At 60.1% G+C, this 19,542-nt stretch carries 23 protein-coding genes; 15 read left to right on the top strand and 8 right to left on the bottom strand.

Going from position 1 to position 19,542, the window contains the following annotated elements:
- Positions 1-7: 7 nt before the first annotated feature.
- Positions 8-994: a zinc-ribbon domain-containing protein gene (locus C8N42_RS08575; RefSeq protein ID WP_107816147.1), complete on the bottom strand. Its 987-nt coding sequence runs from the start codon at positions 992-994 to the stop codon at positions 8-10.
- A 167-nt stretch (positions 995-1,161) separates the two neighbouring features.
- Between C8N42_RS08575 and C8N42_RS08570 the strand changes: the two genes are divergently transcribed.
- Genes C8N42_RS08570 through C8N42_RS08555 form a run of 4 tightly spaced genes read left to right on the top strand, consistent with a single transcriptional unit; the run spans position 1,162 to position 4,126 of the window.
- Complete coding sequence (locus tag C8N42_RS08570) at positions 1,162-1,833, top strand: cell division ATP-binding protein FtsE (protein ID WP_107816146.1); 672 nt, start codon at positions 1,162-1,164, stop codon at positions 1,831-1,833.
- Positions 1,830-2,729, top strand: a complete 900-nt coding sequence (locus C8N42_RS08565) for a cell division protein FtsX (RefSeq protein WP_107816145.1) — start codon at positions 1,830-1,832, stop codon at positions 2,727-2,729. The genes C8N42_RS08570 and C8N42_RS08565 overlap by 4 nt, the downstream gene beginning before the upstream one ends.
- A complete protein-coding gene (locus C8N42_RS08560; RefSeq protein ID WP_107816144.1) occupies positions 2,729-3,469 on the top strand; it encodes a lysophospholipid acyltransferase family protein in 741 nt (246 codons plus the stop codon). The genes C8N42_RS08565 and C8N42_RS08560 overlap by 1 nt, the downstream gene beginning before the upstream one ends.
- Before the next feature lie 48 nt (positions 3,470-3,517).
- Positions 3,518-4,126 (top strand): MSMEG_1061 family FMN-dependent PPOX-type flavoprotein, encoded by a 609-nt coding sequence (locus C8N42_RS08555; RefSeq protein WP_425430520.1) that lies wholly within the window; start codon positions 3,518-3,520, stop codon positions 4,124-4,126.
- A gap of 54 nt (positions 4,127-4,180) precedes the next feature.
- On the opposite strand, the gene C8N42_RS08550 is transcribed toward C8N42_RS08555, so the two are convergent.
- A complete protein-coding gene (locus C8N42_RS08550; protein WP_107816143.1) occupies positions 4,181-5,143 on the bottom strand; it encodes an acetyl-CoA carboxylase carboxyltransferase subunit alpha in 963 nt (320 codons plus the stop codon).
- A gap of 123 nt (positions 5,144-5,266) precedes the next feature.
- Here C8N42_RS08550 and C8N42_RS08545 point away from each other — a divergent pair, with 123 nt between their 5' ends.
- On the top strand, positions 5,267-6,106 hold the full coding sequence (locus tag C8N42_RS08545; RefSeq protein ID WP_107816142.1) for an AraC family transcriptional regulator: 840 nt from the start codon (positions 5,267-5,269) through the stop codon (positions 6,104-6,106).
- Positions 6,107-6,184: 78 nt separating this feature from the next.
- Here the strand turns inward: C8N42_RS08545 and C8N42_RS08540 are convergent, their stop codons facing one another.
- The gene (locus C8N42_RS08540) at positions 6,185-7,144 is read right to left on the bottom strand and encodes an L-malyl-CoA/beta-methylmalyl-CoA lyase (protein ID WP_107816141.1); all 960 of its coding nucleotides are present in this window, start codon (positions 7,142-7,144) and stop codon (positions 6,185-6,187) included.
- A 333-nt stretch (positions 7,145-7,477) separates the two neighbouring features.
- On the opposite strand from C8N42_RS08540, the gene dgcN reads away from it, so the two are divergent.
- From dgcN to C8N42_RS08525, 3 genes are read left to right on the top strand one after another with little or no spacing between them, the layout of a single operon-like run.
- On the top strand, positions 7,478-8,479 hold the full coding sequence (gene dgcN, locus C8N42_RS08535; protein WP_107816140.1) for an N-acetyltransferase DgcN: 1,002 nt from the start codon (positions 7,478-7,480) through the stop codon (positions 8,477-8,479).
- Between the two features lie 33 nt (positions 8,480-8,512).
- Complete coding sequence (dgcA, locus tag C8N42_RS08530; RefSeq protein WP_107816139.1) at positions 8,513-9,481, top strand: N-acetyl-D-Glu racemase DgcA; 969 nt, start codon at positions 8,513-8,515, stop codon at positions 9,479-9,481.
- A 20-nt stretch (positions 9,482-9,501) separates the two neighbouring features.
- A complete protein-coding gene (locus C8N42_RS08525) occupies positions 9,502-10,362 on the top strand; it encodes a D-amino-acid transaminase (protein WP_107816138.1) in 861 nt (286 codons plus the stop codon).
- Between the two features lie 57 nt (positions 10,363-10,419).
- Here C8N42_RS08525 and C8N42_RS08520 read toward each other — a convergent pair whose 3' ends face one another.
- From C8N42_RS08520 to C8N42_RS08500, 5 genes are read right to left on the bottom strand one after another with little or no spacing between them, the layout of a single operon-like run.
- Positions 10,420-10,812, bottom strand: a complete 393-nt coding sequence (locus C8N42_RS08520; protein WP_107816137.1) for a hypothetical protein — start codon at positions 10,810-10,812, stop codon at positions 10,420-10,422.
- Positions 10,802-11,437: a DUF5671 domain-containing protein gene (locus C8N42_RS08515; RefSeq protein WP_107816136.1), complete on the bottom strand. Its 636-nt coding sequence runs from the start codon at positions 11,435-11,437 to the stop codon at positions 10,802-10,804. Before C8N42_RS08515 ends, C8N42_RS08520 begins: the two co-directional genes overlap by 11 nt.
- Complete coding sequence (locus C8N42_RS08510; protein WP_107816135.1) at positions 11,434-11,763, bottom strand: DUF1244 domain-containing protein; 330 nt, start codon at positions 11,761-11,763, stop codon at positions 11,434-11,436. The genes C8N42_RS08515 and C8N42_RS08510 overlap by 4 nt, the downstream gene beginning before the upstream one ends.
- Before the next feature lie 3 nt (positions 11,764-11,766).
- Entirely contained in the window at positions 11,767-12,111 is a 345-nt protein-coding gene (locus C8N42_RS08505) for a 5-carboxymethyl-2-hydroxymuconate Delta-isomerase (RefSeq protein WP_107816134.1), read from the bottom strand.
- 2 nt (positions 12,112-12,113) lie between these two features.
- Complete coding sequence (locus tag C8N42_RS08500) at positions 12,114-12,887, bottom strand: N-formylglutamate amidohydrolase (RefSeq protein WP_107816133.1); 774 nt, start codon at positions 12,885-12,887, stop codon at positions 12,114-12,116.
- Between the two features lie 138 nt (positions 12,888-13,025).
- Between C8N42_RS08500 and pyk the strand changes: the two genes are divergently transcribed.
- The 7 genes from pyk to pheT all read left to right on the top strand — a co-directional run bounded on the left by pyk (position 13,026) and on the right by pheT (position 19,512).
- Positions 13,026-14,474: a pyruvate kinase gene (pyk, locus tag C8N42_RS08495; protein WP_107816132.1), complete on the top strand. Its 1,449-nt coding sequence runs from the start codon at positions 13,026-13,028 to the stop codon at positions 14,472-14,474.
- 12 nt (positions 14,475-14,486) lie between these two features.
- Positions 14,487-14,723, top strand: coding sequence for a hypothetical protein (locus C8N42_RS08490; RefSeq protein WP_107816131.1), 237 nt, complete (start codon positions 14,487-14,489; stop codon positions 14,721-14,723).
- Positions 14,724-14,849: 126 nt separating this feature from the next.
- Entirely contained in the window at positions 14,850-15,050 is a 201-nt protein-coding gene (rpmI, locus tag C8N42_RS08485) for a 50S ribosomal protein L35 (RefSeq protein WP_066702600.1), read from the top strand.
- Positions 15,051-15,067: 17 nt separating this feature from the next.
- Positions 15,068-15,430, top strand: coding sequence for a 50S ribosomal protein L20 (gene rplT, locus C8N42_RS08480; protein WP_107816130.1), 363 nt, complete (start codon positions 15,068-15,070; stop codon positions 15,428-15,430).
- A 118-nt stretch (positions 15,431-15,548) separates the two neighbouring features.
- Positions 15,549-16,619 (top strand): phenylalanine--tRNA ligase subunit alpha, encoded by a 1,071-nt coding sequence (gene pheS, locus C8N42_RS08475; RefSeq protein ID WP_107816129.1) that lies wholly within the window; start codon positions 15,549-15,551, stop codon positions 16,617-16,619.
- Positions 16,616-17,122: a hypothetical protein gene (locus tag C8N42_RS08470; RefSeq protein ID WP_107816128.1), complete on the top strand. Its 507-nt coding sequence runs from the start codon at positions 16,616-16,618 to the stop codon at positions 17,120-17,122. Before pheS ends, C8N42_RS08470 begins: the two co-directional genes overlap by 4 nt.
- Positions 17,119-19,512, top strand: coding sequence for a phenylalanine--tRNA ligase subunit beta (pheT, locus tag C8N42_RS08465; RefSeq protein WP_107816127.1), 2,394 nt, complete (start codon positions 17,119-17,121; stop codon positions 19,510-19,512). The genes C8N42_RS08470 and pheT overlap by 4 nt, the downstream gene beginning before the upstream one ends.
- Positions 19,513-19,542 lie beyond the last annotated feature (30 nt).

The raw sequence follows: 19,542 nt of genomic DNA, 5'->3' as shown, positions 1-19,542 counted from the left end.
TACCGGCTCAGGAGCCGCTGAGGTGTCCGAGCAAGGCGTTGAGCCTTGTGCTCGCCGCCGACAGAATCCGGTCGAGCCAGGCGCGGAACCCATTGGCCGCGTCGACATAGGTTTCCATTACCCCCGCCAGCGCAGGGACTTTGGCCACGATCAGCGGGGCCAGCACATAAAGCGCCACAAGCATGAGGGCCGCCAGCACCAGCACAAGGAACACGGAACGGAAGCCGGAGCGTTCCGCGCGGGCGCGAAGGGTGTTTTCGTCGGGGACGGTGCCATCCTCGTCGCGTTCTGATGAAGCGCTCAGCGTCGAGTTGATTTCTTCGATATCCGGCAAAAGGTCACGGCGCTTGCCGGTTGCGGCGGCGACGCTTCCGGCGACGATCCCACTGTCGGCAGGGTCCAACCCCCGCAGCCGCGCCATGCGGTCGCGCAGGCTTTTTTTGGCGCTGTCCTGAGTGGGTTCTTCGAGCCCGAGGTCCGGCTGGGTTTCCAGCGTTTCGCCTTGTGATTGGCGCATGGCCTGATCGAACTCGACCTCGGCGCGCAGAATGTCGCGCACACTGTCCTTGAGGGCGGAGCCGCTCTGGGGCGCAGGCGCGGGGGCCGGTTCGTCATCATCCTCTTCCGGCGCGTCCTCCGGTTCGTCTTCCACATCGACGGTGGGGGAAACTGGGGCGGGCTCGGGTTCTGGCTCTTCCTCCGGCTCCGGTTCGCTTACCTCTTCGGTCGTGATGTCCGGGCTGTCTGTGGCCTCCGGCGTATCCTCGAATTCGGGAACGACGGCCTCGGTTTCTTCCGTCTCGGTCTGTTCCTCAGCCGATCCCTCGTGCGGCAATTCATAGCCCAACTCTTCGGCCAGATCGGGATCGAGATGTGCCGGGCGCTGGAACCAGGTGTGGCCACAGTTCGAGCACTGAACATCCCGGCCCGTATCCGGAATAACACGTGCATCGACCTCGTATTGAGCGCCACAGTTGGGACAGATCAGCCGCATATTTTCCCCTGCCACCGAGACATTATGCGCATGAAGTTGCGCGATTTTCCACAATTCTTAACGCACATGTGCGAATTGTCCATATTTTTGCGACAGTTGGATTGAAAGCTTTTGGCCGGTGAGGCAAAACTGTCGCGAATACAAAGGGGTTCTCACAGAGGTGCCGTGTGATCGAGTTTTATGACGCTGGCTACGGCTACGGGGGGCGGGAGCTTCTGACCGAGATGTCCCTGACGCTTGCGCCGGGGTCTTTTCATTTCCTGACCGGGCCTTCGGGAGCGGGCAAGACGACTTTTCTCAAGCTCTGTTACCGTGAATTGCAGGCCACCGCCGGACGGGTTTCCATTTTTGGCGAGGATACCCGGAGCATGGGCCGCGACGAAGTGGCGCTGTTGCGTCGGCGTATCGGGGTGGTGCATCAGGATTGCCAGTTTCTCGACCATCTGAGTGTCGCCGAAAACGTTGCCCTGCCGCTGACCGTGTCCGGCCTGCCGCGCGATCATGGCGATCTCTCCGACCTGTTGGCCTGGGTCGGGCTGTCGGAACAGATCCACGCCCGCCCGCCCGAATTGTCCGGTGGCGAACGTCAGCGCGCGGCGCTCGCCCGTGCGGTGATTATGTCGCCCGATGTGATCCTGGCCGATGAGCCGACGGGCAACGTCGATTGGGAAATGTCGCTGCGCCTGTTGCAACTGCTCATCGAGTTGAACCGGATGGGCAAGACCGTAGTGATCGCCACCCACGATCTGCATCTGATCCGTCAGGCCAAGGCGCAAGTCGCGGCGCGGGTGCTGCGCATCTCCAACCGGCGCATTCAACAATCGGGGGCGGATCTGTGAAAGCCATTCTTCTGTCCTTTCTGAATTTCAGAGAAAGCGCCTCCGGGCGGGTCGTGCCGCCGTCTGGCTTTACGGCGCAGCTCACCGTGATCACTTCGGCGGCCATGGCCTTTCTTGCCGTTTTCGCGCTCGCGCTGTCGATGGCGACCGGGCGTCTGGCGGAGCGTTGGGGCAATGAGTTGGCGCGTGGCTCGACCGTGCGCATCTCCGCCCCTGCCGATCAGATCGACACCCAGATTGCCGCTGCGCTCAAGGTGCTTGAGACCACGCCGGGGGTGGCGGACGCGCGGTTGCTGACGGCGGAGGAGGAAACCGATCTTCTGGAACCCTGGTTCGGGCCGGACCTGCCGCTCGACACGCTGCCCTTGCCCGCTTTGATCGACATTCAGGAAATGCCCGAAGGCTTCGATGCCGAAGGGCTGCGCCTGCGCCTAGCGGGCGAAGCGCCCGGTGCGGTGCTCGACGATCACAGCCGTTGGCGCAAACCTCTGTTGCGGGCCGCCGAACGTTTGCGGTTGCTGGGTGTGCTCTCTCTCCTGCTGATCGCGGGTGTTACCGCCGGGATGATCACGCTGGCGGCCAATGCCGCCCTTGCCGCCAACGGCCAGGTGATCCGTACGCTGCGCCTCGTCGGCGCAACGGATCGTTTCATTGCAGGCGCTTTCGTGCGACGCTTCACTTTGCGCGGGTTGATGGGGGCGGTCATCGGCACGTTGTTCGGTATGGTCGCTGTCGCGCTTCTGCCGAGTGCCGATGGGGCGGGGAGTTTCCTCACCGGTCTGGGTTTTGTCGGGGGGCAGTGGGTCTGGCCTCTGACGATCCCGGTTCTGGCGGCGCTGGTCGCTTTCGCAGCCACGCGTGTCGCGGCCACTCAGACGCTTCGGAGGTTGATGTGATGCCCTATCCGATCCAATGGATTCTCTCGCTGATCTTCGTGATCCAGATGTATCTGGCCATGGTGGTGCTCGCGATCGTCTTTACACCTTTGGCAATCCTCAAACGTGACTGGGCCTTTAAGGCGGCGCATAGCTATAGCCATTGGGTGCGCTTTTCGGCGCGGGTGATCGTGGGGCTGAAATCCGAAATTCGCGGCGAAGTGCCCACGGATGAAGTGCTGATCGGTGCGAAACATCAAAGTTTCTTCGACATCATCCTGATTGTTTCTGCCGTGCCGCGGCCGAAATTCATCATGAAAAAGCAACTCGTCTGGACCCCGATCATTGGGTACTATGCCAAGCGCATAGGTTGCGTTCCGGTGGATCGTGGCAAGCGCGGTCTGGCCATCAAAAGGATGATCGCGGACGTGAAATCCGGGGTCGCTCTGCCCGGGCAGTTGATCATCTTTCCACAAGGCACCCGAGTCGCGACGGGTGCGCGGATGCCATACAAGATCGGCACGGGCGTGCTGTATGAACAGACCGGACAGGACCTCGTGCCCGCCGCCACCAATGTGGGTGTCTTCTGGCCACGTCATGGGATCTATCGCGGACGGGGCACGGCGGTGGTCGAATTCCTGCCGCGTATTCCGGCGGGGCGGGAGATGAAATCTGTCATGGCCGAGTTGGAGGAGGTGGTCGAAAGTGCCTCTGATCGGTTGATGGAAGAGGCCGGATTCAAACTGCCACAGAAAGTCTAAGCGTTGAGCGTCATCTTGTCGTGATCTTTGGCGCATAAGGGGAGCGACATGATAAAACCAGTAACTGACATATCCGAACTCGAAATGCTCTATGGAGAAGCGGGGCCTGCGGCGACCGAAAAAGTTGCACGCCGGATGACACCGGAATTCCGGCTTTGGCTTGAGCGCTGCCGTTTCTGTATCCTCTCCACGGTCGGCCCCGAGGGCACCGACGCTTCGCCGCGTGGCGACAGGGAGCCGGTGCTGCGTGAACTTGATCCCGGTACGCTCGCCTTGCCGGACTGGGCAGGCAACAACCGGATCGACAGCCTGCGCAATATCGTGCGCGATCCGCGTGCCTCCCTGATGCTCTTTGTGCCCGGCTCGAACAATGTCGTGCGGATGAACGGGCGGGCGTTCGTGACACTGGACGAGAAGTTGCGCCGCACCTTCGAGGTGAATGGCAAACATCCCCGTTCGGTCATCGTTTTTGAAATCGCGGAGATTTACACCCAATGCGCCCGAGCCCTGATGCGCGCAGGGCTTTGGGAGGGGCGTGACGACAGCGTGGGCATGCCGACGGTGGGCGACATTCTCGCCGCCCTCACAGAGGGACGGGTCGGCGGCAAGGCCTATGACGAGGAATGGCCGGAGCGCGCCGCCAGAAGCATGTGGTAAATGAAAAGGCCGTGCTTTTGCACGGCCTTCGAATCACAGATCAAATACTCAATCTCAGGCGGCCAGCCCCTTGGACCCCATATCGAGGAACTTTTTGCGACGTTCCTTCAGGATGGTTTCCGGCTTTTTCTTTTTCAGTGGCGCGAGCATGGCCTCGATCGCCTTGCCTACGGCGGCAATCGTCGCCTCCCGGTCGCGTTGCGCACCGCCCAAAGGTTCGGGGATGATCTGGTCGATTATGCCGAGCTTGTGCAGGTCCTGCGCGGTGAGGCGCAGGGCTTCGGCGGCCTCGCGCATTTTTTCCGCATCCTTCCAGAGGATCGACGCGCAGCCCTCGGGGGAGATCACCGAGTAAACGGAGTGTTCGAGCATCGCGACCTTATTGGCGGAGGCAAAGGCGACTGCGCCGCCGGAGCCGCCCTCACCGATGATGACGGAGATCATCGGTACTTTCAGGTTGAGGCATTTCTCGGTCGAGCGCGCGATGGCTTCCGACTGGCCGCGTTCTTCCGCGCCCTTGCCCGGATAGGCGCCGGGGGTGTCGACCAACGCGATCACCGGGAGGCCGAAACGATCCGCGAGGTCCATCAGGCGGATGGCCTTACGATAGCCCTCGGGACGGGCCATGCCGAAATTGCGCTCGATGCGGGATTTGGTGTCATGGCCCTTTTCCTGACCGATCACCACGACGGGCTGATCGTTGAAGCGTGCAAGCCCACCCATCACGGCGTGATCGTCGGCAAAGTTGCGGTCGCCCGCAAGCGGCGTGTATTCGGTGAACAGCGCTTCGATGTAATCCTTGCAATGCGGACGGTCGGGGTGACGCGCGACCTGGCATTTGCGCCAGGGGCTCAGACCCTTGTAGAGGTCCCTGAGCATATCGGCCGCTTTCTTGTCCAGCGCGGCGGCTTCTTTCTCGACATCCATCTCTTCGTTGGCGCGGGCCAGAGCACGCAGCTCTTCGGCTTTGCCCTCGATCTCGGCGAGTGGTTTTTCGAATTCGAGATAGTGAGTCATGCAGACCTCCGAACGGTTTCGATCCCGTATATGGCTATTTTCGCCCCAAGGTGCAACTCAGCAAGATTTGTGATCTGCATGGGAGGTATCTCCGGGCCCATGGACTTGTTGAAAGGAAATGATATGGGGCGACACTCATACGAGGACCGGTTGTTGCGGGTGCTCGACCATGTTTCTGCCAATCTCGATAGCGATCTGTCGCTCGATACGCTTGCGGATGTTGCCGCCCTGTCGCGGTTTCACTTTCACCGGGTGTTTTCCGGCATGACCGGAGAGACAGTGGCCGCTTTCATCTGGCGGGTGCGGTTGTTCAAGGCCGCTCATCTGTTGCTCAGGAGCGAAGACGGGATCGAGGGGATTGCCATGTGTTGCGGCTATCCCAATCCGCGCAGTTTCGCCCGCGCCTTTCAGGAGACCTTTGGTCTGACGCCTGCCGCCTTTCGGGCGCGGGGCGTTGAAATGCCGCCTTTGCGGCTGAATGAGAAAGGAGATTACGAAATGTACGCGATCACGATTGAAAATCGTGCTCCGACGCAGCTCGCGGGGGTGGCGCATCGGGGCGATTACATGGAGATCGGGCGGGCCTTCGAAGTTGCGGGCAAAACGGTGTTTTCGCGTGGGATGGCACCTGTGCTCGGTCCTATGGTAGGGGTTTATTTTTCCAACCCGGGTGAAGTGCCGGTCGAAGAGATGCAGAGCCTGGCGGGTTTCATCCTGACGAAAGAGGTCGTTTTGGTGCCGCCGCTCGAACAGTTTTCTCTGAGCGGCGGGCGTTATGCCGTTTTGCACCATGTCGGTCCTTACACCGGATTGCGGCAGGCCTATAATTATCTCTTCGGCAAATGGCTGCCCGAGAGCGGAGAGGAACCTCGTGACGGGCCGCCCTTCGAGATTTATGAGAACAGTCCCATGAACACAGCGCCGGAGGATTTGGTAACGCTGATTTACGCTCCGATCAGATGATACAAAAGCGCCCCGGAACCCAAATCCCGGGGCGCCTTTCCTCGACAGCCGCTTCCTCCAAACGACCGGAGGTCAGCCTTAGCTGTTCGCGATGAGTTCGGACTGGGCGACGATCACCTGCGCCTGTTTGATCGAGGCGATGTCCACCAGACGACCTTTGTAAACGGTTGCCCCTGCGCCCGAGGCCTTGGCTTCTTCCATCGCGGCAAGGATTTCGCGGGCTTCGGCGACAGCTTCGTCGGAGGGCGTAAACACTTCGTTGGCCAGCGCGATCTGTTTCGGGTGGATCGCCCATTTGCCGACCATACCGAGCGTGGCCGACCGGCGGGCCTGCGCGCGGTAGCCTTCGTCGTCGGAGAAATCGCCGAACGGCCCGTCGACGGGCAGAACCCCATGGGTGCGACAGGCGGCGACGATGGCGGCCTGCGCCCAGTGCCACGGGTCGGAATAATGCCGGGTGCCGCCGTGCAGCATGTAGTAATTCTCCTGCGTGCCGCCGATGCCGGTTGTCTGCATCCCCATTGAGGCCGCGAAATCCGCCGCGCCAAGGCTCATGGCGACAAGGCGCGGAGAGCTGGCGGCGATCTCTTCGACATGCGCGATGCCGGCGGCAGATTCGATGATCACCTCGAAGTCGATCTTTTTCGTGCGTCCCTTGGCGCGCTCAATGGCGGTCACAAGTGCATCGACGGCATAAATGTCTTCGGCACAGCCGACTTTCGGGATCATGATCTGATCGAGGCGCTCGCCTGCCTGTTCCAGAAGGTCCACCACGTCCCGGTACCAATAGGGTGTATCGAGCGAGTTGATCCGTACGGCGAGGGTTTTCTTACCCCAATCAATCGTATTGATCGCCTCGATGATATTGGCGCGGGCGACATCCTTGTCCGAGGGGGCGACGGAGTCTTCGAGGTCGAGATTGATCACATCGGCATCCGAGGCCGCCATTTTCGGGAACAGCTTGGTGTTCGAGCCGGGGCCGAAAAGCTGGCAACGGTTCGGGCGTTCTGCGGGGGCGGGCTGAAGGCGGAAGGACATCCAATCTCCTCCTGATAAGGATGTTATGATTTTTTCAGGATTGTTGTTATTATCCTGCGCGATGATCCGCAAGGAAATTCTGCGCCGCGGCACCGATGAAATCGCCCTCCTTCGTTGGGGCGAACGACATATCTTTTATTGAGAGCGTGTCCCGAAAAATCCCTTTAGAAAGTTATTAAACTGCCTAATTTAATGTCACACTATATTTTCATCCGAATTTCTTTTCAAAATCGGGATATTCTCCCATTCCGTCAGCTTCTCTGACGCAAATTCCGAAGCACTTTGCGGCGAATCTCGGTCACTCTGGTTCAAACGCAACCGGAGTGCTGCACCATGATCGAAACCCCGTATCTTCTCTTCCTCGGCGATGCCCTTGACCAACTGGCCGCGAAAGTGGCGCAAGGGATCAAGGACTGGCGTCCTGAATTCGCCCTTGGACAGTTCCGCATGGACGGTTGCAAGGCCGATATGAAACTGCCGGACATGGACCTCAAGGCCGCGAAGGCCGCAGGGGCCAAGACGCTGGTGATCGGGGTGGCCAACCGTGGCGGGATCATCAGCCCGGCATGGAAAAGGGTGCTGATCGACGCGCTTGAAGAAGGTTTCGACATCGCGTCGGGCCTGCACAACCTGCTGCGTGACGAAGAAGACCTTGCGGCGGTGGCGAAGACATTCGGCCGGACGCTGCATGACGTGCGTGTGCCCTCCGTCAAATATCCGATTGCCAATGGTGTGAAGCGCAGCGGCAAACGCTGTCTCGCTGTAGGCACCGATTGCTCCGTGGGCAAGATGTACACGGCTCTGGCGATGGACAAATCCATGCGGGAGAAAGGCATGAAATCCACCTTCCGTGCCACCGGTCAGACGGGCATCTTGATCACCGGCGACGGTGTGCCGCTCGATGCGGTGATTGCCGATTTCATGGCCGGCTCCATCGAATACCTGACGCCGGACAACGATCCGGATCACTGGGACCTGATCGAAGGGCAGGGCAGCCTGTTCCACGTCTCCTATTCCGGTGTGACCATGGCACTGGTGCATGGCGGTCAGCCGGACGCGCTGGTGCTTTGCCACGAGCCGACCCGTGAACATATGCGTGGTCTGCCGGGGTTCAAACTTCCGTCGCTCGAAGCGCTGCGCGACACCGCATTGAACCTTGCCAAAGTGGCGAATCCGGACTGCAAGGTCGTGGGCATCTCGATCAACACCCAGCATATGTCTGAAGAAGAGGCACTGGCTTATCTCGCCAAGGTTGAGGACGAGATGGGCCTGCCGACCGTCGATCCGTTCCGTCAGGGTGCCGACCGTCTGGCCGATGCGCTTGCCGCGCTGTAAGACGCGCAAGACAAGCGGATTTCGGAGGGCCTCATGACCAGACTGACCGTCACACAGGAAAGCTTTCGTCTCGCGGAAGTCTTCACTATTTCCCGCGGTTCACGCACGGAGGCCAGGGTAGTCACGGTGCGCGCCACGGATGGTGATTTCGAAGGCTGGGGCGAATGCGTGCCCTATGCGCGCTATGGCGAAAGCCTTGAGAGTGTGACGGCACAGATCGAGGCCCTTCCCGAAGACATCACGCGCGCGACGCTGCAAGAGGCTTTGGAACCCGGTGCGGCGCGCAACGCGGTCGACTGTGCGCTTTGGGATTTGGCGGCGAAGCAGGCGAGCAAGCGGGTCTGGCAATTGCTGGACCTGCCCGCGCCGATCCCGATGATCACCGCCTATACGCTGTCGCTCGCCACTCCCGAAGAGATGCAGGCCTCTGCCGCAAAACACGCGCACCGGCCTTTGTTGAAAATCAAACTCGGTACGCCGGACGATATGGCGCGGCTCGAAGCCGTGCGCCGGGGTGCGCCGAAGTCGGATATCATCGTCGATGCCAACGAGGGTTGGAGTGCGGAGGTCTATGCCGATCTCGCGCCGCATCTGGTGCGGCTTGGCGTGAAGCTTGTGGAACAACCCATGCCTGCCGGGCAGGATGACATGTTGGCGGAGATTGAAAGGCCCCTTCCGGTCTGCGCCGACGAATCCTGTCACGACCGGGCGAGCCTGCCGGATCTCAAGGGCAAATACGATGTCATCAACATCAAGCTCGACAAGACCGGTGGGCTCACCGAGGCTTTGGAACTGCGCAAGGCGGCCCGCGCCGAGGGCTATGGCATCATGGTCGGCTGCATGGTCGGGACCTCTCTGGCGATGGCCCCGGCAGTGATCGTGGCACAAGGTGCCCGTGTCGTGGACCTTGACGGCCCCCTGCTTTTGGCGGAAGACCGTGCCGAGCCTTTGAAATACGACGCGGACGGGGTCCACCCGCCGGCGCGCGCCCTCTGGGGCTGATGTCATTTAAGGAGAATGAAATGACCCGTACCGTCTATGTGAACGGCGAATACCTGCCGGAAACCGAGGCCAAAGTATCTATTTTCGACCGTGGGTTCCTGATGGCGGATGCAGTTTACGAGGTGACCTCTGTTCTGGGCGGTAAACTGCTTGATTTCCAGGGGCACACTGCGCGCCTGCAACGTTCTCTCAATGAGTTGCAGATGATTTCGCCCGTCACGATGGACGAGCTTTTGGAGATCCATCATCAGCTCATCGAAAAAAACAATCTTGAAGAAGGTGGGATCTACCTTCAGGTCACCCGTGGTGCGGGTGCGGATCGGGATTTCGTCTGGCCGGACCCCGAAGAGGTCAAGGGTGGCATCGTATTGTTTACCTTTGCCAAGAAAATCACCGAGAGCAAATCGCTTGATGAGGGGATCAAGGTGATCTCCGTGGAGGATTTGCGCTGGGGCCGTCGCGATATTAAAACCACGCAGCTCCTGTACCCGTCTTTTGCCAAAATGCAGGCGAAGAAAGCCGGGGCGACAGATGCCTGGTTCGTTGAGGATGGGTTTGTGACAGAAGGCTACGCCAACAACGTGTATATCGTTAAAGATGGTGTGATCATCACGCGCCAGTTGTCGAATGACATCCTGCACGGCATCACCCGCGCCGCGATTCTCAAATTCGCCAAAGAAGCGCAGATGAAAGTCGAAGAGCGTCCCTTCACCATCGAAGAGGCCCAGGCTGCCGATGAGGCCTTCGCGACCTCGGCCACCGGGTTCAGCCAGCCGATTGTGGAAATTGATGGCGTGACCGTTGGGACGGGCAAGCCGGGGCCTGTCTCCAGACGTCTGCGTGAGATTTACATCGCAGAGATGCCGAAAACTGCGCTTTGAGCAGAACCCGATCATCCATGAAAAAGCTCGCCAAAATGGCGGGCTTTTTTGTTGGGGTCAGTTGATCGTGCCGTTTATGCAGCCGCCGCTGTCAATTTCCCCTCGCAGATACCGCTGTCGCAGCTTGTCGATATCCTCGAATGTGGCGCATAGCAGATAGTTGCCGTCGTCTTGCGGCAGGTAGCGATAGCCCTCCGAGAGCAGCAATGCACCCTCGGACAGGGCGGAGGAACAGGTTTCCGTCTCGATGATCTCGGCAGGCAGGCTTTCGCCCCCGGCGCGAGCGAGACAGTCCAACTGTCGCCGCACATCCTGCAATTCCCGGTATCGCTGATCATCGCGTTTTTCGACCCGTCCGGCTTCGGGTCCACCGACGGTTATGAGGCCTGCGATCACGATGCTTATGACAAGCATGGTTAACGACAGTTGCGGCCAGAGCTTAGCGTCCATCTTCGGCATCCCTCATCGCACCCTGAAAATAGCCGAACACCATACCGGCCACGCCCCCCACAAGCAGCAGCTTGAGGATGAATTCCAGCGTCAGATCGCCGCTCAGAAGTGCATAGATCGCGCTCAAAAGATCGCCCAGAAGCGTGAGGGCAGAGAAGAACAGCGTGATATACCCGAACCATTTGCGCACGGCGGAGCGTTTACGGCTCGGGTCACGCGCGAGTCCGCGGGCCTCAGTGCGCTGCATCAGCATGAAAAGCGGGAAGAACACGATGAGCGCTGAGATCGACCAGCGCATCGAATTATTACTGTTGCGGAAATAAACGACGTCGGTGTCGGACATCCAGTGCTCGATCAGGTCAAACCCCAGATCGACGATGTGCCACGCCGTCATCCCGAGAGCGACGAACATCAGCGCGTAAAAGAACGCCTCCTTTGCCGAGACATAGGGGCGCGGGCGCGGCACAGGGGGTGTAAATCCCATGTCGGCCCATGTCGCCAGCGCATCTTCGACCTCGGTCCTGGCCCAGCCCGCCTCGGTCAGGGCGACTGCGATTTCGTCGCGGCTGCGGCCTGCCACGAGCGCTTCGCGGACGAATTGTGCAAGCTGGTCGGCGGGTTTCATTTTTGCCCCTCCGTGCCGACATTCTCGGCAAAGGCTTTGGCAAAAGCCTCCTGTTTCGCGGCATCCGCCTCCGTCTGATTCTGTGCTTTCCAGTCGTCGTAGGGCATGCCGTAATAAAGCTCGCGCGCCTCGTCCTTGGTCATTTCGATACCACGTTCGGCGGCGGCTTCCTGCACCCAGCGCGACAGGCAATTACGGCAAAAGCCAGCGAGGTTCATCATGTCGATGTTCTGCACATCGGGGCGTTTGTTCATCAGGTGATCGCGCAGTGTGCGAAAAGCTGCGGCTTCGATCTCCACCATGGTCTTGTCGTCAATCTCCGGCATATCTCACCCTTTCACGCGTTTGGCATAGGCCAGTTTGTTCATGTCCCGCACATCGACGGAGAGGCTGCCGACCGTTGGCAGGACCCGATCCATCGCTTTCAGGACGATATCGGAAAGGCGCGCCTTTGTCTCGTCATCGCGACCTTCGAGCAGATAGAGCGTGGCATGGGCAAAGGTCGCGGGTTCTGTGCCGATCTTGAAATAGGGTTGCGGTCGGACGCGGACCTTGAGGGCGGGAGCGTTAATCTCGACATCCAGAATGAGGGTTTCGAACACGGTTTCGCAAAGCTGCGACATATCGAAGGCGGTTTCTAAGCCTTCGGAGAAGTCGATGACGACATGGGGCATGGTTACAATCCTGTTTCTTTGAGCGTGGCTTGAAGGATGGGGGCGAGGAGCGCGGCCCAATGGGCCTGTTGTTCCGGCGTCTCAATGAGGTCGGAGCGGATCTCGATCAGAAGGTTCAGACGCCCGTGGTGCAGCGCATGGCGGTCGATGGCATCCCCCGGTAGATGGCCGTCATAGGGTTCGTTGTCGCCGATCACGAGGCGTTCGCCGATCTTTTTCGCTTCGGCCAGCAAGCTTTCGGAAGATTCGAGCGCTTTGATGAACGGGGTTGTGAAGCGTTTGTCATAGGCCGATAGAATGCCGATTTGCCACGGCCTGCGCGGGCGGCTTTTCAATTGCGGGGTAAAGCTGTGCATCGCGCAGATCACCACATCGTCCCGCCCCGCGCAAAGCGCTTCATAAGCGTCGTGATAAGGGCGATGAAACAGCGCCAGACGCCGCTCCACCTCCGCCGCGTCGGCGTGGCGATTGCGCGGGATAAGGGTGCCGTCATAAAGCTTCATCACCAGCGTCGGATCGTCCTCTCCCCGGTTCGGGTCGATCACGAGGCGGGAATAGTCCGTGTGGATCATCGGACTGTCCAGAAGGCGCCCCAGCTTCCGGCTCACCCCCAGTGCGCCGACATCATAGGCGATATGGCGCGCCATATCTGCCGCCGCAATGCCGAGATCGGGGCCGATCTCCGGCGGCACCCGGTTCGTGGCGTGATCGCATGTCACAAGCCAGCGTCCCGGCCTCTCCGTGCCGTCGATATGAAATGGGGGATGATCGGTCATTTTCGCGTCACCTTTGCCTGTCAGGACTGCAATACGCGCTTTGTGCAGGCAGGGCCAGTTGTGCCGACGCCTTCTTTGCGTCATAGAGAAGATGGCCCACCGCGAACCGTAAAAAGACCGAAAGGACATCAGGCCGTTATGAGACGCCTTCGGAATGTGAAAATCGTGGCCACTTTGGGCCCATCCTCCAATGATTACGACACCATCCGCGCGCTTTCAGAGGCGGGCGCAGATGTGTTCCGTCTGAACATGAGCCATGGCGATCACGAGGAAATCCGTGCCCGCCACGCGATCATCCGCAAGATCGAAACCGACCTTGGTCGCCCGATCGCGATTCTCGCCGATTTGCAGGGGCCGAAGTTGCGGGTGGGAAAATTCGCGCATGAGGCGCACGATCTCGAAGAGGGCGATAAGTTCCGCCTCGATCTCGATGACGCGCCGGGCAATGGCGACCGGGTGCAACTGCCGCATCCGGAGATTTTCGCGGCTTTGAAGCCGGGGGCCACGCTTCTGGTCAATGATGGCAAGATTCGTCTCAAGGTCGAAGATTGCGGTCCCGATTTCGCCGAGTGCGTCGTCATCGTCGGCGGCACGATCTCCAATCGCAAGGGGGTGAACGTGCCCGATGTGGTGCTGCCTCTGGCGGCCTTGTCGCCCAAGGACCGCAAGGATCTCGAATTCGTCTGCGATCTTGGCGTCGACTGGGTGGCGCTGTCCTTCGTGCAGCGCCCGGAAGATATGCTTGAGGCCAAGGAGCTTGTGAAAGGCCGTGCTTCTGTGCTGGCCAAGATAGAGAAACCCTCCGCTGTCGAGGCTTTCGAAGACATTCTTGCGGTCTCCGACGGTATCATGGTGGCGCGTGGCGATCTTGGCGTCGAACTGCCGGTGCAGGCCGTGCCGCCGATCCAGAAACGTCTGACCCGGCGTTGCCGTGCGGCGGCGAAGCCGGTGATCGTGGCGACCCAGATGCTTGAGAGCATGATCGAAAGCCCGATGCCGACCCGTGCCGAGGTCTCCGATGTGGCGACCGCGATCTACGAGGGCGCCGATGCGATCATGCTGTCGGCGGAATCCGCAGCGGGCAACTACCCGGTCGAAGCCGTAACCACGATGAACAATGTGGCCGTCGAGGTGGAAAGCGATCCGGTGTATCGCGACGTGCTCGATGCCTCGCGCGCCGGGATCAAGAAGCAGACGGTTGCGGACGCCATCGTTTCGGCCGCCCGTGAGATCGCGGAGACCACCGATGTCAAAGCCGTTGTCTGTTATTCCGAAAGCGGCACCACGGCAGCACTGACCGCGCGGGAGCGTCCGCATGTGCCGATCATTGCCATGACCTCGCGCCGTAACACCGCGCGCAAGCTTTGCCTCTATTGGGGCATGCATTGTGTGATGACCGGTGAGGTGGAGCGCTTCAAGATGGCGGTGGTCAATGCCGCGCGGGCGGCGCGGACCTCGGGTTTTGCGACCGAGGCCGACAAGATCGTCGTGGTGGCGGGTATTCCGTTCAACCATGCGGGTTCGACCAACATCCTGCGGGTCGCGCCCTGTGAGGAGCGGCTGATCTTCAACACCGACCCGGAATAAGGCTGCCGTGCGATGGTCACGGATTTTCTTCTCGTGTTGGGTGCGGCGCTCTGTGTGCTTGCCGTGCCCAATGCCGTAAGCGCCTATTCCGAGGCCCGTGCCCCTCGTTTCGCTACGGGGATGGTGATCGTGGGCGGGAGTATGTTCGTTGCCGCTTTGGTCCTTCATCCCGAGGGGTACGCGATTGCGGATATTCCGGCGGCTTTGCTGCGGGTGATGGCGCAAATCCGGTTATTTTTTGAAAACTGAGCCAAAACTGAACCCATGAGGCTTGCCAAATACCCTTCTCGGCTGTAATGGCAGCCGTTCATGGGACGCGTCCGGCGATATGGCATGCCGAGTCGCGTTGAAAACCACCCCATAAAGGAGATGGAAATGCCTAAGATGAAGACGAAGTCGAGCGCCAAGAAGCGCTTCAAAATGACCGCCACCGGCAAGGTCAAAGCGGGTCAGGCCGGCAAACGCCACGGCATGATCAAACGCACCACCAAATTCATCCGTGACGCTCGTGGCACCACGACGCTCTCCGCGCCCGACGCGAAGATCGTCAAAGGCTACATGCCGTACAACCGCTAATAGGGGAGTAGAGACAGATGTCCCGCACCAAAGGTGGTACCGTTACCCACGCCCGTCACAAGAAAGTTCTCAAGGCCGCCAAAGGTTACTACGGCGCCCGTTCCCGGAACTTCCGCACCGCGACCCAGGCCGTCGACAAGGCGAACCAGTACGCGACCCGCGACCGCAAGGCCCGCAAGCGCAACTTCCGCGCTCTGTGGATCCAGCGCATCAACGCCGCCGTGCGCAGCCATGACGAAGCGCTGACCTACTCCAAATTCATCAACGGCCTGTCGCTGGCTGGCATCGAAGTGGACCGTAAGGTTCTCGCCGATCTTGCCGTGCACGAGCCCGATGCGTTTGGTGCCATCGTCGATAAGGCGAAGGCCGCGCTCGCGTAAGCTCCCGTCACAAGGGAACGAACATTTTTGAAGCCGCGGACCTCATGGGGTCTCGCGGCTTCTTGTCTTTTGGGTCGCTCGTGTTACCAAGCGGGGGACGAGAAACAGAGGGTTCGGGATGGACGATCTGAAGAACAAATACCTCACCGCGATTTTGCAGGCGGGGGATGAGGCGACGCTGGAAGACATCCGTCTGCAAGCGGTCGGCAAAAAGGGCGAAGTGGCGCTCAAGATGCGCGAACTGGGCAAGATGAGCCCGGAAGAGCGTCAGGTCATGGGGCCGAAGCTCAACGCTCTCAAGGATGAGATCAACTCCGCTCTGGCCGCCAAGAAGGTCGCGCTGGAAGACGCCGCTCTGGACGCGCGTCTGGCCGAAGAATGGCTCGACGTGACCCTGCCGGGGCGTCAGCGTCCGCAGGGAACGATCCATCCGATCTCCCGTGTGTCCGAAGAGATCTACGCGATCTTCGCCGATCTCGGGTTTGCCGTGGCCGAAGGTCCGCAGATCGAAGACGATTTCCACAACTTCGACGCGCTCAACATCGCGCCGAACCACCCCGCGCGCCAGGAACACGATACGTTCTACATGCACCGCGCCGAGGGCGACGAACGCGCGCCGAACGTGCTGCGCACCCACACCTCGCCGGTGCAAATCCGCTCGATGATTGCCCAAGGCGCGCCGATCCGCATCATCGCGCCGGGCCGTGTGTACCGCTCCGACTACGACCAGACCCACACGCCGATGTTCCACCAAGTCGAAGGCATGGCCATCGACAAGGACATCTCCATGGCGAACCTGAAATGGGTGCTCGAAGAGTTCTACACCGCGTTTTTCGGCACCAAGGTCAAAACCCGCTTCCGCGCCTCCCACTTCCCCTTCACGGAACCCTCCGCCGAGGTGGATGTGCAGTGCAAATGGGAAAACGGCACCGTGACCGTGGGCGAGGGCGACGACTGGCTCGAAATCCTCGGCTCCGGCATGATGCACCCCAAAGTCCTGACCGCCGGCGGCATCGACCCGAAAGAGTGGCAAGGCTTTGCCTTTGGCATGGGGATCGACCGTCTGGCGATGCTGAAATACGGTATCCCGGATCTGCGGGCGTTCTTTGACTCTGACCTGCGCTGGTTGCGTCACTATGGGTTTAGTGCGCTTGGCACGCCGACGCTGGCGGGGGGGATTCACGGGTGATCTGTGATCCTCGTATCATACAGGGCTTTTTGACGTTCTCTGCCGCTTTAGTGGCGGCAGGTACCGCTTTGTGGATCGCTTATAAAGCATACCCCAAGCAGAAGAGTGAAGATCACAAACTTCAAATTCGTGCGGATAAAAGAAAGGCATACAGTGAATTTTTCACAGCCTACATCCAGCTATACCGTACTGCGGGGACTGATGATTTTAAAGAAGCTGAACGTGCTGCACGCCTGACCTTCAACGCAATCGTACTTTATGCTCCCAAGGATGTAGTGCTTGCTTGTCGGAAGCTACTTTTTGCCGTGCGTAATTTGAACGATAAAATTTGCGATGGAATAGATGAGGTAACGTTCAGTGGGCTGTCTATTGAGTGCAAAGAGACAGAAGTCTCGGCCATGACGCTTGCTCGCTCAGATGCCCATCCTGATGATCTGCTTTCCGAAGACGAAATGAGCATGTTGCTTTACGGCCCTAGACCGAAAAAGGAGCCAAACCAATGAAATTCACACTCTCCTGGCTCAAAGAGCATCTGGAAACCGAGGCCAGCCTCGATGACATCCTTTACGCGCTGACCGATCTCGGGCTTGAGGTCGAAGGCGTCGAGAACCCGCGCAACAAGCTTAAGGGGTTTAAACTCGTGCGTGTCAAAGAGGCCGTGCAGCACCCCGACGCCGACAAGTTGCGGGTCTGTCAGGTCGAGACGGATGAGGGCATGACCCAGATTGTCTGTGGCGCGCCCAACGCGCGGGCGGGGATCACCGCCGTCTTGGCGAAACCCGGCATGTATATACCCGGCCTCGATATCACCATTTCCGTCGGCAAAATCCGCGGCGTTGAGAGCCATGGCATGATGGCGTCTGAGCGCGAGCTGGAGCTGTCGGACGAGCACAACGGCATCATCGAGCTGGAAGACGGCGAGATCGGCATGGAGTTTGCCGATTGGCTGGCGAAACATCAGCCCGCGAAGGTCGACCCGGTGATCGAGATCGCGATTACGCCGAACCGCCCCGATGCGTTGGGCGTGCATGGCGTGGCGCGTGATCTGGCGGCCCGTGGGCTTGGAACGTTGAAACCGCTCAAGGCGGAAACGGTCGAGGGCAAATTCCCGAACCCGATTTCGGTCGAGATCACAGAGGCCGCGAAGGACGGCTGTCACGTCTTTGCCGGGCGTCTGATCAAGGGCGTGAAAAACGGTCCCTCGCCGAAATGGTTGCAGGATCGCCTGACCGCCATCGGTCTGCGTCCGATTTCCATTCTGGTCGATGTCACCAACTTCTTCACCTATGATCGCAACCGTCCGCTGCACGTGTTCGATGCGGCGACGGTGAAAGACGGTCTGGTGATCGACCGCGCGAAAGGCGGCGAGGAGTTACTGGCGCTTGACGAGAAGACCTACAAAATGCCCGAAGGCGCGATGTGCATCTTCTCCGGTGGCAAGGTCGAGAGCATCGGCGGCATCATGGGCGGCGAGGAAACCGGTTGTTCGGACGAGACCACGGATGTGTTCGTTGAGGCGGCGTTCTGGAACCATCTCGACATCGCCAAAGGCGGCCGTGCGCTCAAGATCAACTCGGATGCGCGTTACCGCAACGAACGCGGCATCGATCCGGCCTACAACATGCAGGCGCTGGACGATGCGACGGCGATGATTTTGGAGCTTTGCGGTGGCGAGGCCTCCGAGGTGGTCGTTGCTGGTGCAGTGCCGGATGTGTCCCGCGCTTATCGCCTCGATACCGATCGGGTGCAGAGCCTTGTCGGCATGGACATTCCGGCGGAGCGTCAGGTGGCCATTCTGGAAAGCCTTGGCTTCGTGATGGACGGCGAGATGGCAAACGTGCCGAGCTGGCGTCCGGACGTTTTGGGCGAGGCCGATCTGGTCGAGGAGGTCGCGCGCGTTGAGAGCCTGACCCATCTGGAACCGAAACCGATGAGCCGTCCGGCGGGTGTGGCCAAGCAAATCCTGACACCCATGCAGGTGCGCGAAAGCGCGGCCCGGCATCAGGCGGCGGCGCTTGGCTTCAACGAATGCGTGACCTACAGCTTCATCGACCAGAAATCCGCCGAGCTGTTCGGTGGCGGCACGGATGCGGTGCGTCTGGAAAACCCGATCAGTTCCGAGATGAGCCACATGCGCCCGGACCTTTTGCCCGGTCTTCTGGCGGCGGCAACGCGCAACCAAGCTCGCGGTTTTGCCGATTTGAACCTATTCGAATGCGGCCCTGCGTTCTTCGGTGGCGAGCCGGGCGAGCAGCGTGCGCAAATCTCCGGTCTGCGCGTGGGTGCAACAGGGGCGAAAGACGTGCATGGCGAGCGCCGTGTGGTCGATCTCTATGACGCGAAGGCCGATGCGGAGGCCGTTCTGGCCGCCATCGGTGCGCCGGCCAAGGCGCAAATCCTGCGCGAGTGTTCGCCTTGGTTCCATCCGGGCCGGTCGGGCAAGATTTGCCTCGGGCCGAAAAAGGTTCTGGCCGAGTTCGGCGAGCTGCACCCGAAAGTGCTCAAGGCGATGGGCGTGAAAGGTACGGCCGTGGCCTTTACCGTCTATCTCGAAGAGGCGCCCATGCCGCGCGGCAACAAGATTGCGCGCTCTGCGTTCTTTACCAACGACCTTCAGGCCGTTGAGCGCGACTTTGCCTTTGTCGTCGACAAGGACGTGCGGGCGCTTGACGTGGTGAATGCCGCAGGCGGGGCCGATAAGGCGCTGATCGAGGATGTGCGCATCTTCGACGAGTTCATCGGCGGTTCGCTTGGCGAGGACAAGAAATCTCTGGCCATCACCGTGCGTATTCAGCCGACCGAGGGGACACTCAAGGAGAAAGACCTTGAGGAACTCTCCGCAAAAATTATCGCCAAGGTGGAGAAAGCCACGGGCGGTACGTTGCGCGGCTAAGGCCAAAGACGATGGTAAGTTGAGAAACGG

This window comes from Celeribacter persicus, from assembly GCF_003050785.1.
Classification (GTDB): Bacteria; Pseudomonadota; Alphaproteobacteria; order Rhodobacterales; family Rhodobacteraceae; genus Celeribacter; species Celeribacter persicus.
Note: the sequence above shows the minus strand (reverse complement) of the source record. Positions and strands in the feature narration are given on the sequence as shown.

Excerpts from the sequence above, each read along its gene's own strand:
- dgcA (WP_107816139.1), top strand. The coding sequence starts at position 8,513 with ATGACCAGACTGACCGTCACACAGGAAAGCTTTCGTCTCGCGGAAGTC.
- C8N42_RS08575 (WP_107816147.1), bottom strand. The coding sequence starts at position 994 with ATGCGGCTGATCTGTCCCAACTGTGGCGCTCAATACGAGGTCGATGCA.
- pyk (WP_107816132.1), top strand. The coding sequence starts at position 13,026 with ATGAGACGCCTTCGGAATGTGAAAATCGTGGCCACTTTGGGCCCATCC.
- C8N42_RS08500 (WP_107816133.1), bottom strand. The coding sequence starts at position 12,887 with ATGACCGATCATCCCCCATTTCATATCGACGGCACGGAGAGGCCGGGA.
- C8N42_RS08550 (WP_107816143.1), bottom strand. The coding sequence starts at position 5,143 with ATGACTCACTATCTCGAATTCGAAAAACCACTCGCCGAGATCGAGGGC.
- pheS (WP_107816129.1), top strand. The coding sequence starts at position 15,549 with ATGGACGATCTGAAGAACAAATACCTCACCGCGATTTTGCAGGCGGGG.
- C8N42_RS08510 (WP_107816135.1), bottom strand. The coding sequence starts at position 11,763 with ATGCCGGAGATTGACGACAAGACCATGGTGGAGATCGAAGCCGCAGCT.
- C8N42_RS08515 (WP_107816136.1), bottom strand. The coding sequence starts at position 11,437 with ATGAAACCCGCCGACCAGCTTGCACAATTCGTCCGCGAAGCGCTCGTG.
- C8N42_RS08520 (WP_107816137.1), bottom strand. The coding sequence starts at position 10,812 with ATGGACGCTAAGCTCTGGCCGCAACTGTCGTTAACCATGCTTGTCATA.
- C8N42_RS08545 (WP_107816142.1), top strand. The coding sequence starts at position 5,267 with ATGGGGCGACACTCATACGAGGACCGGTTGTTGCGGGTGCTCGACCAT.
- C8N42_RS08505 (WP_107816134.1), bottom strand. The coding sequence starts at position 12,111 with ATGCCCCATGTCGTCATCGACTTCTCCGAAGGCTTAGAAACCGCCTTC.
- C8N42_RS08540 (WP_107816141.1), bottom strand. The coding sequence starts at position 7,144 with ATGTCCTTCCGCCTTCAGCCCGCCCCCGCAGAACGCCCGAACCGTTGC.
- rpmI (WP_066702600.1), top strand. The coding sequence starts at position 14,850 with ATGCCTAAGATGAAGACGAAGTCGAGCGCCAAGAAGCGCTTCAAAATG.
- C8N42_RS08525 (WP_107816138.1), top strand. The coding sequence starts at position 9,502 with ATGACCCGTACCGTCTATGTGAACGGCGAATACCTGCCGGAAACCGAG.
- dgcN (WP_107816140.1), top strand. The coding sequence starts at position 7,478 with ATGATCGAAACCCCGTATCTTCTCTTCCTCGGCGATGCCCTTGACCAA.
- C8N42_RS08490 (WP_107816131.1), top strand. The coding sequence starts at position 14,487 with ATGGTCACGGATTTTCTTCTCGTGTTGGGTGCGGCGCTCTGTGTGCTT.
- C8N42_RS08560 (WP_107816144.1), top strand. The coding sequence starts at position 2,729 with ATGCCCTATCCGATCCAATGGATTCTCTCGCTGATCTTCGTGATCCAG.
- rplT (WP_107816130.1), top strand. The coding sequence starts at position 15,068 with ATGTCCCGCACCAAAGGTGGTACCGTTACCCACGCCCGTCACAAGAAA.
- C8N42_RS08555 (WP_425430520.1), top strand. The coding sequence starts at position 3,518 with ATGATAAAACCAGTAACTGACATATCCGAACTCGAAATGCTCTATGGA.
- pheT (WP_107816127.1), top strand. The coding sequence starts at position 17,119 with ATGAAATTCACACTCTCCTGGCTCAAAGAGCATCTGGAAACCGAGGCC.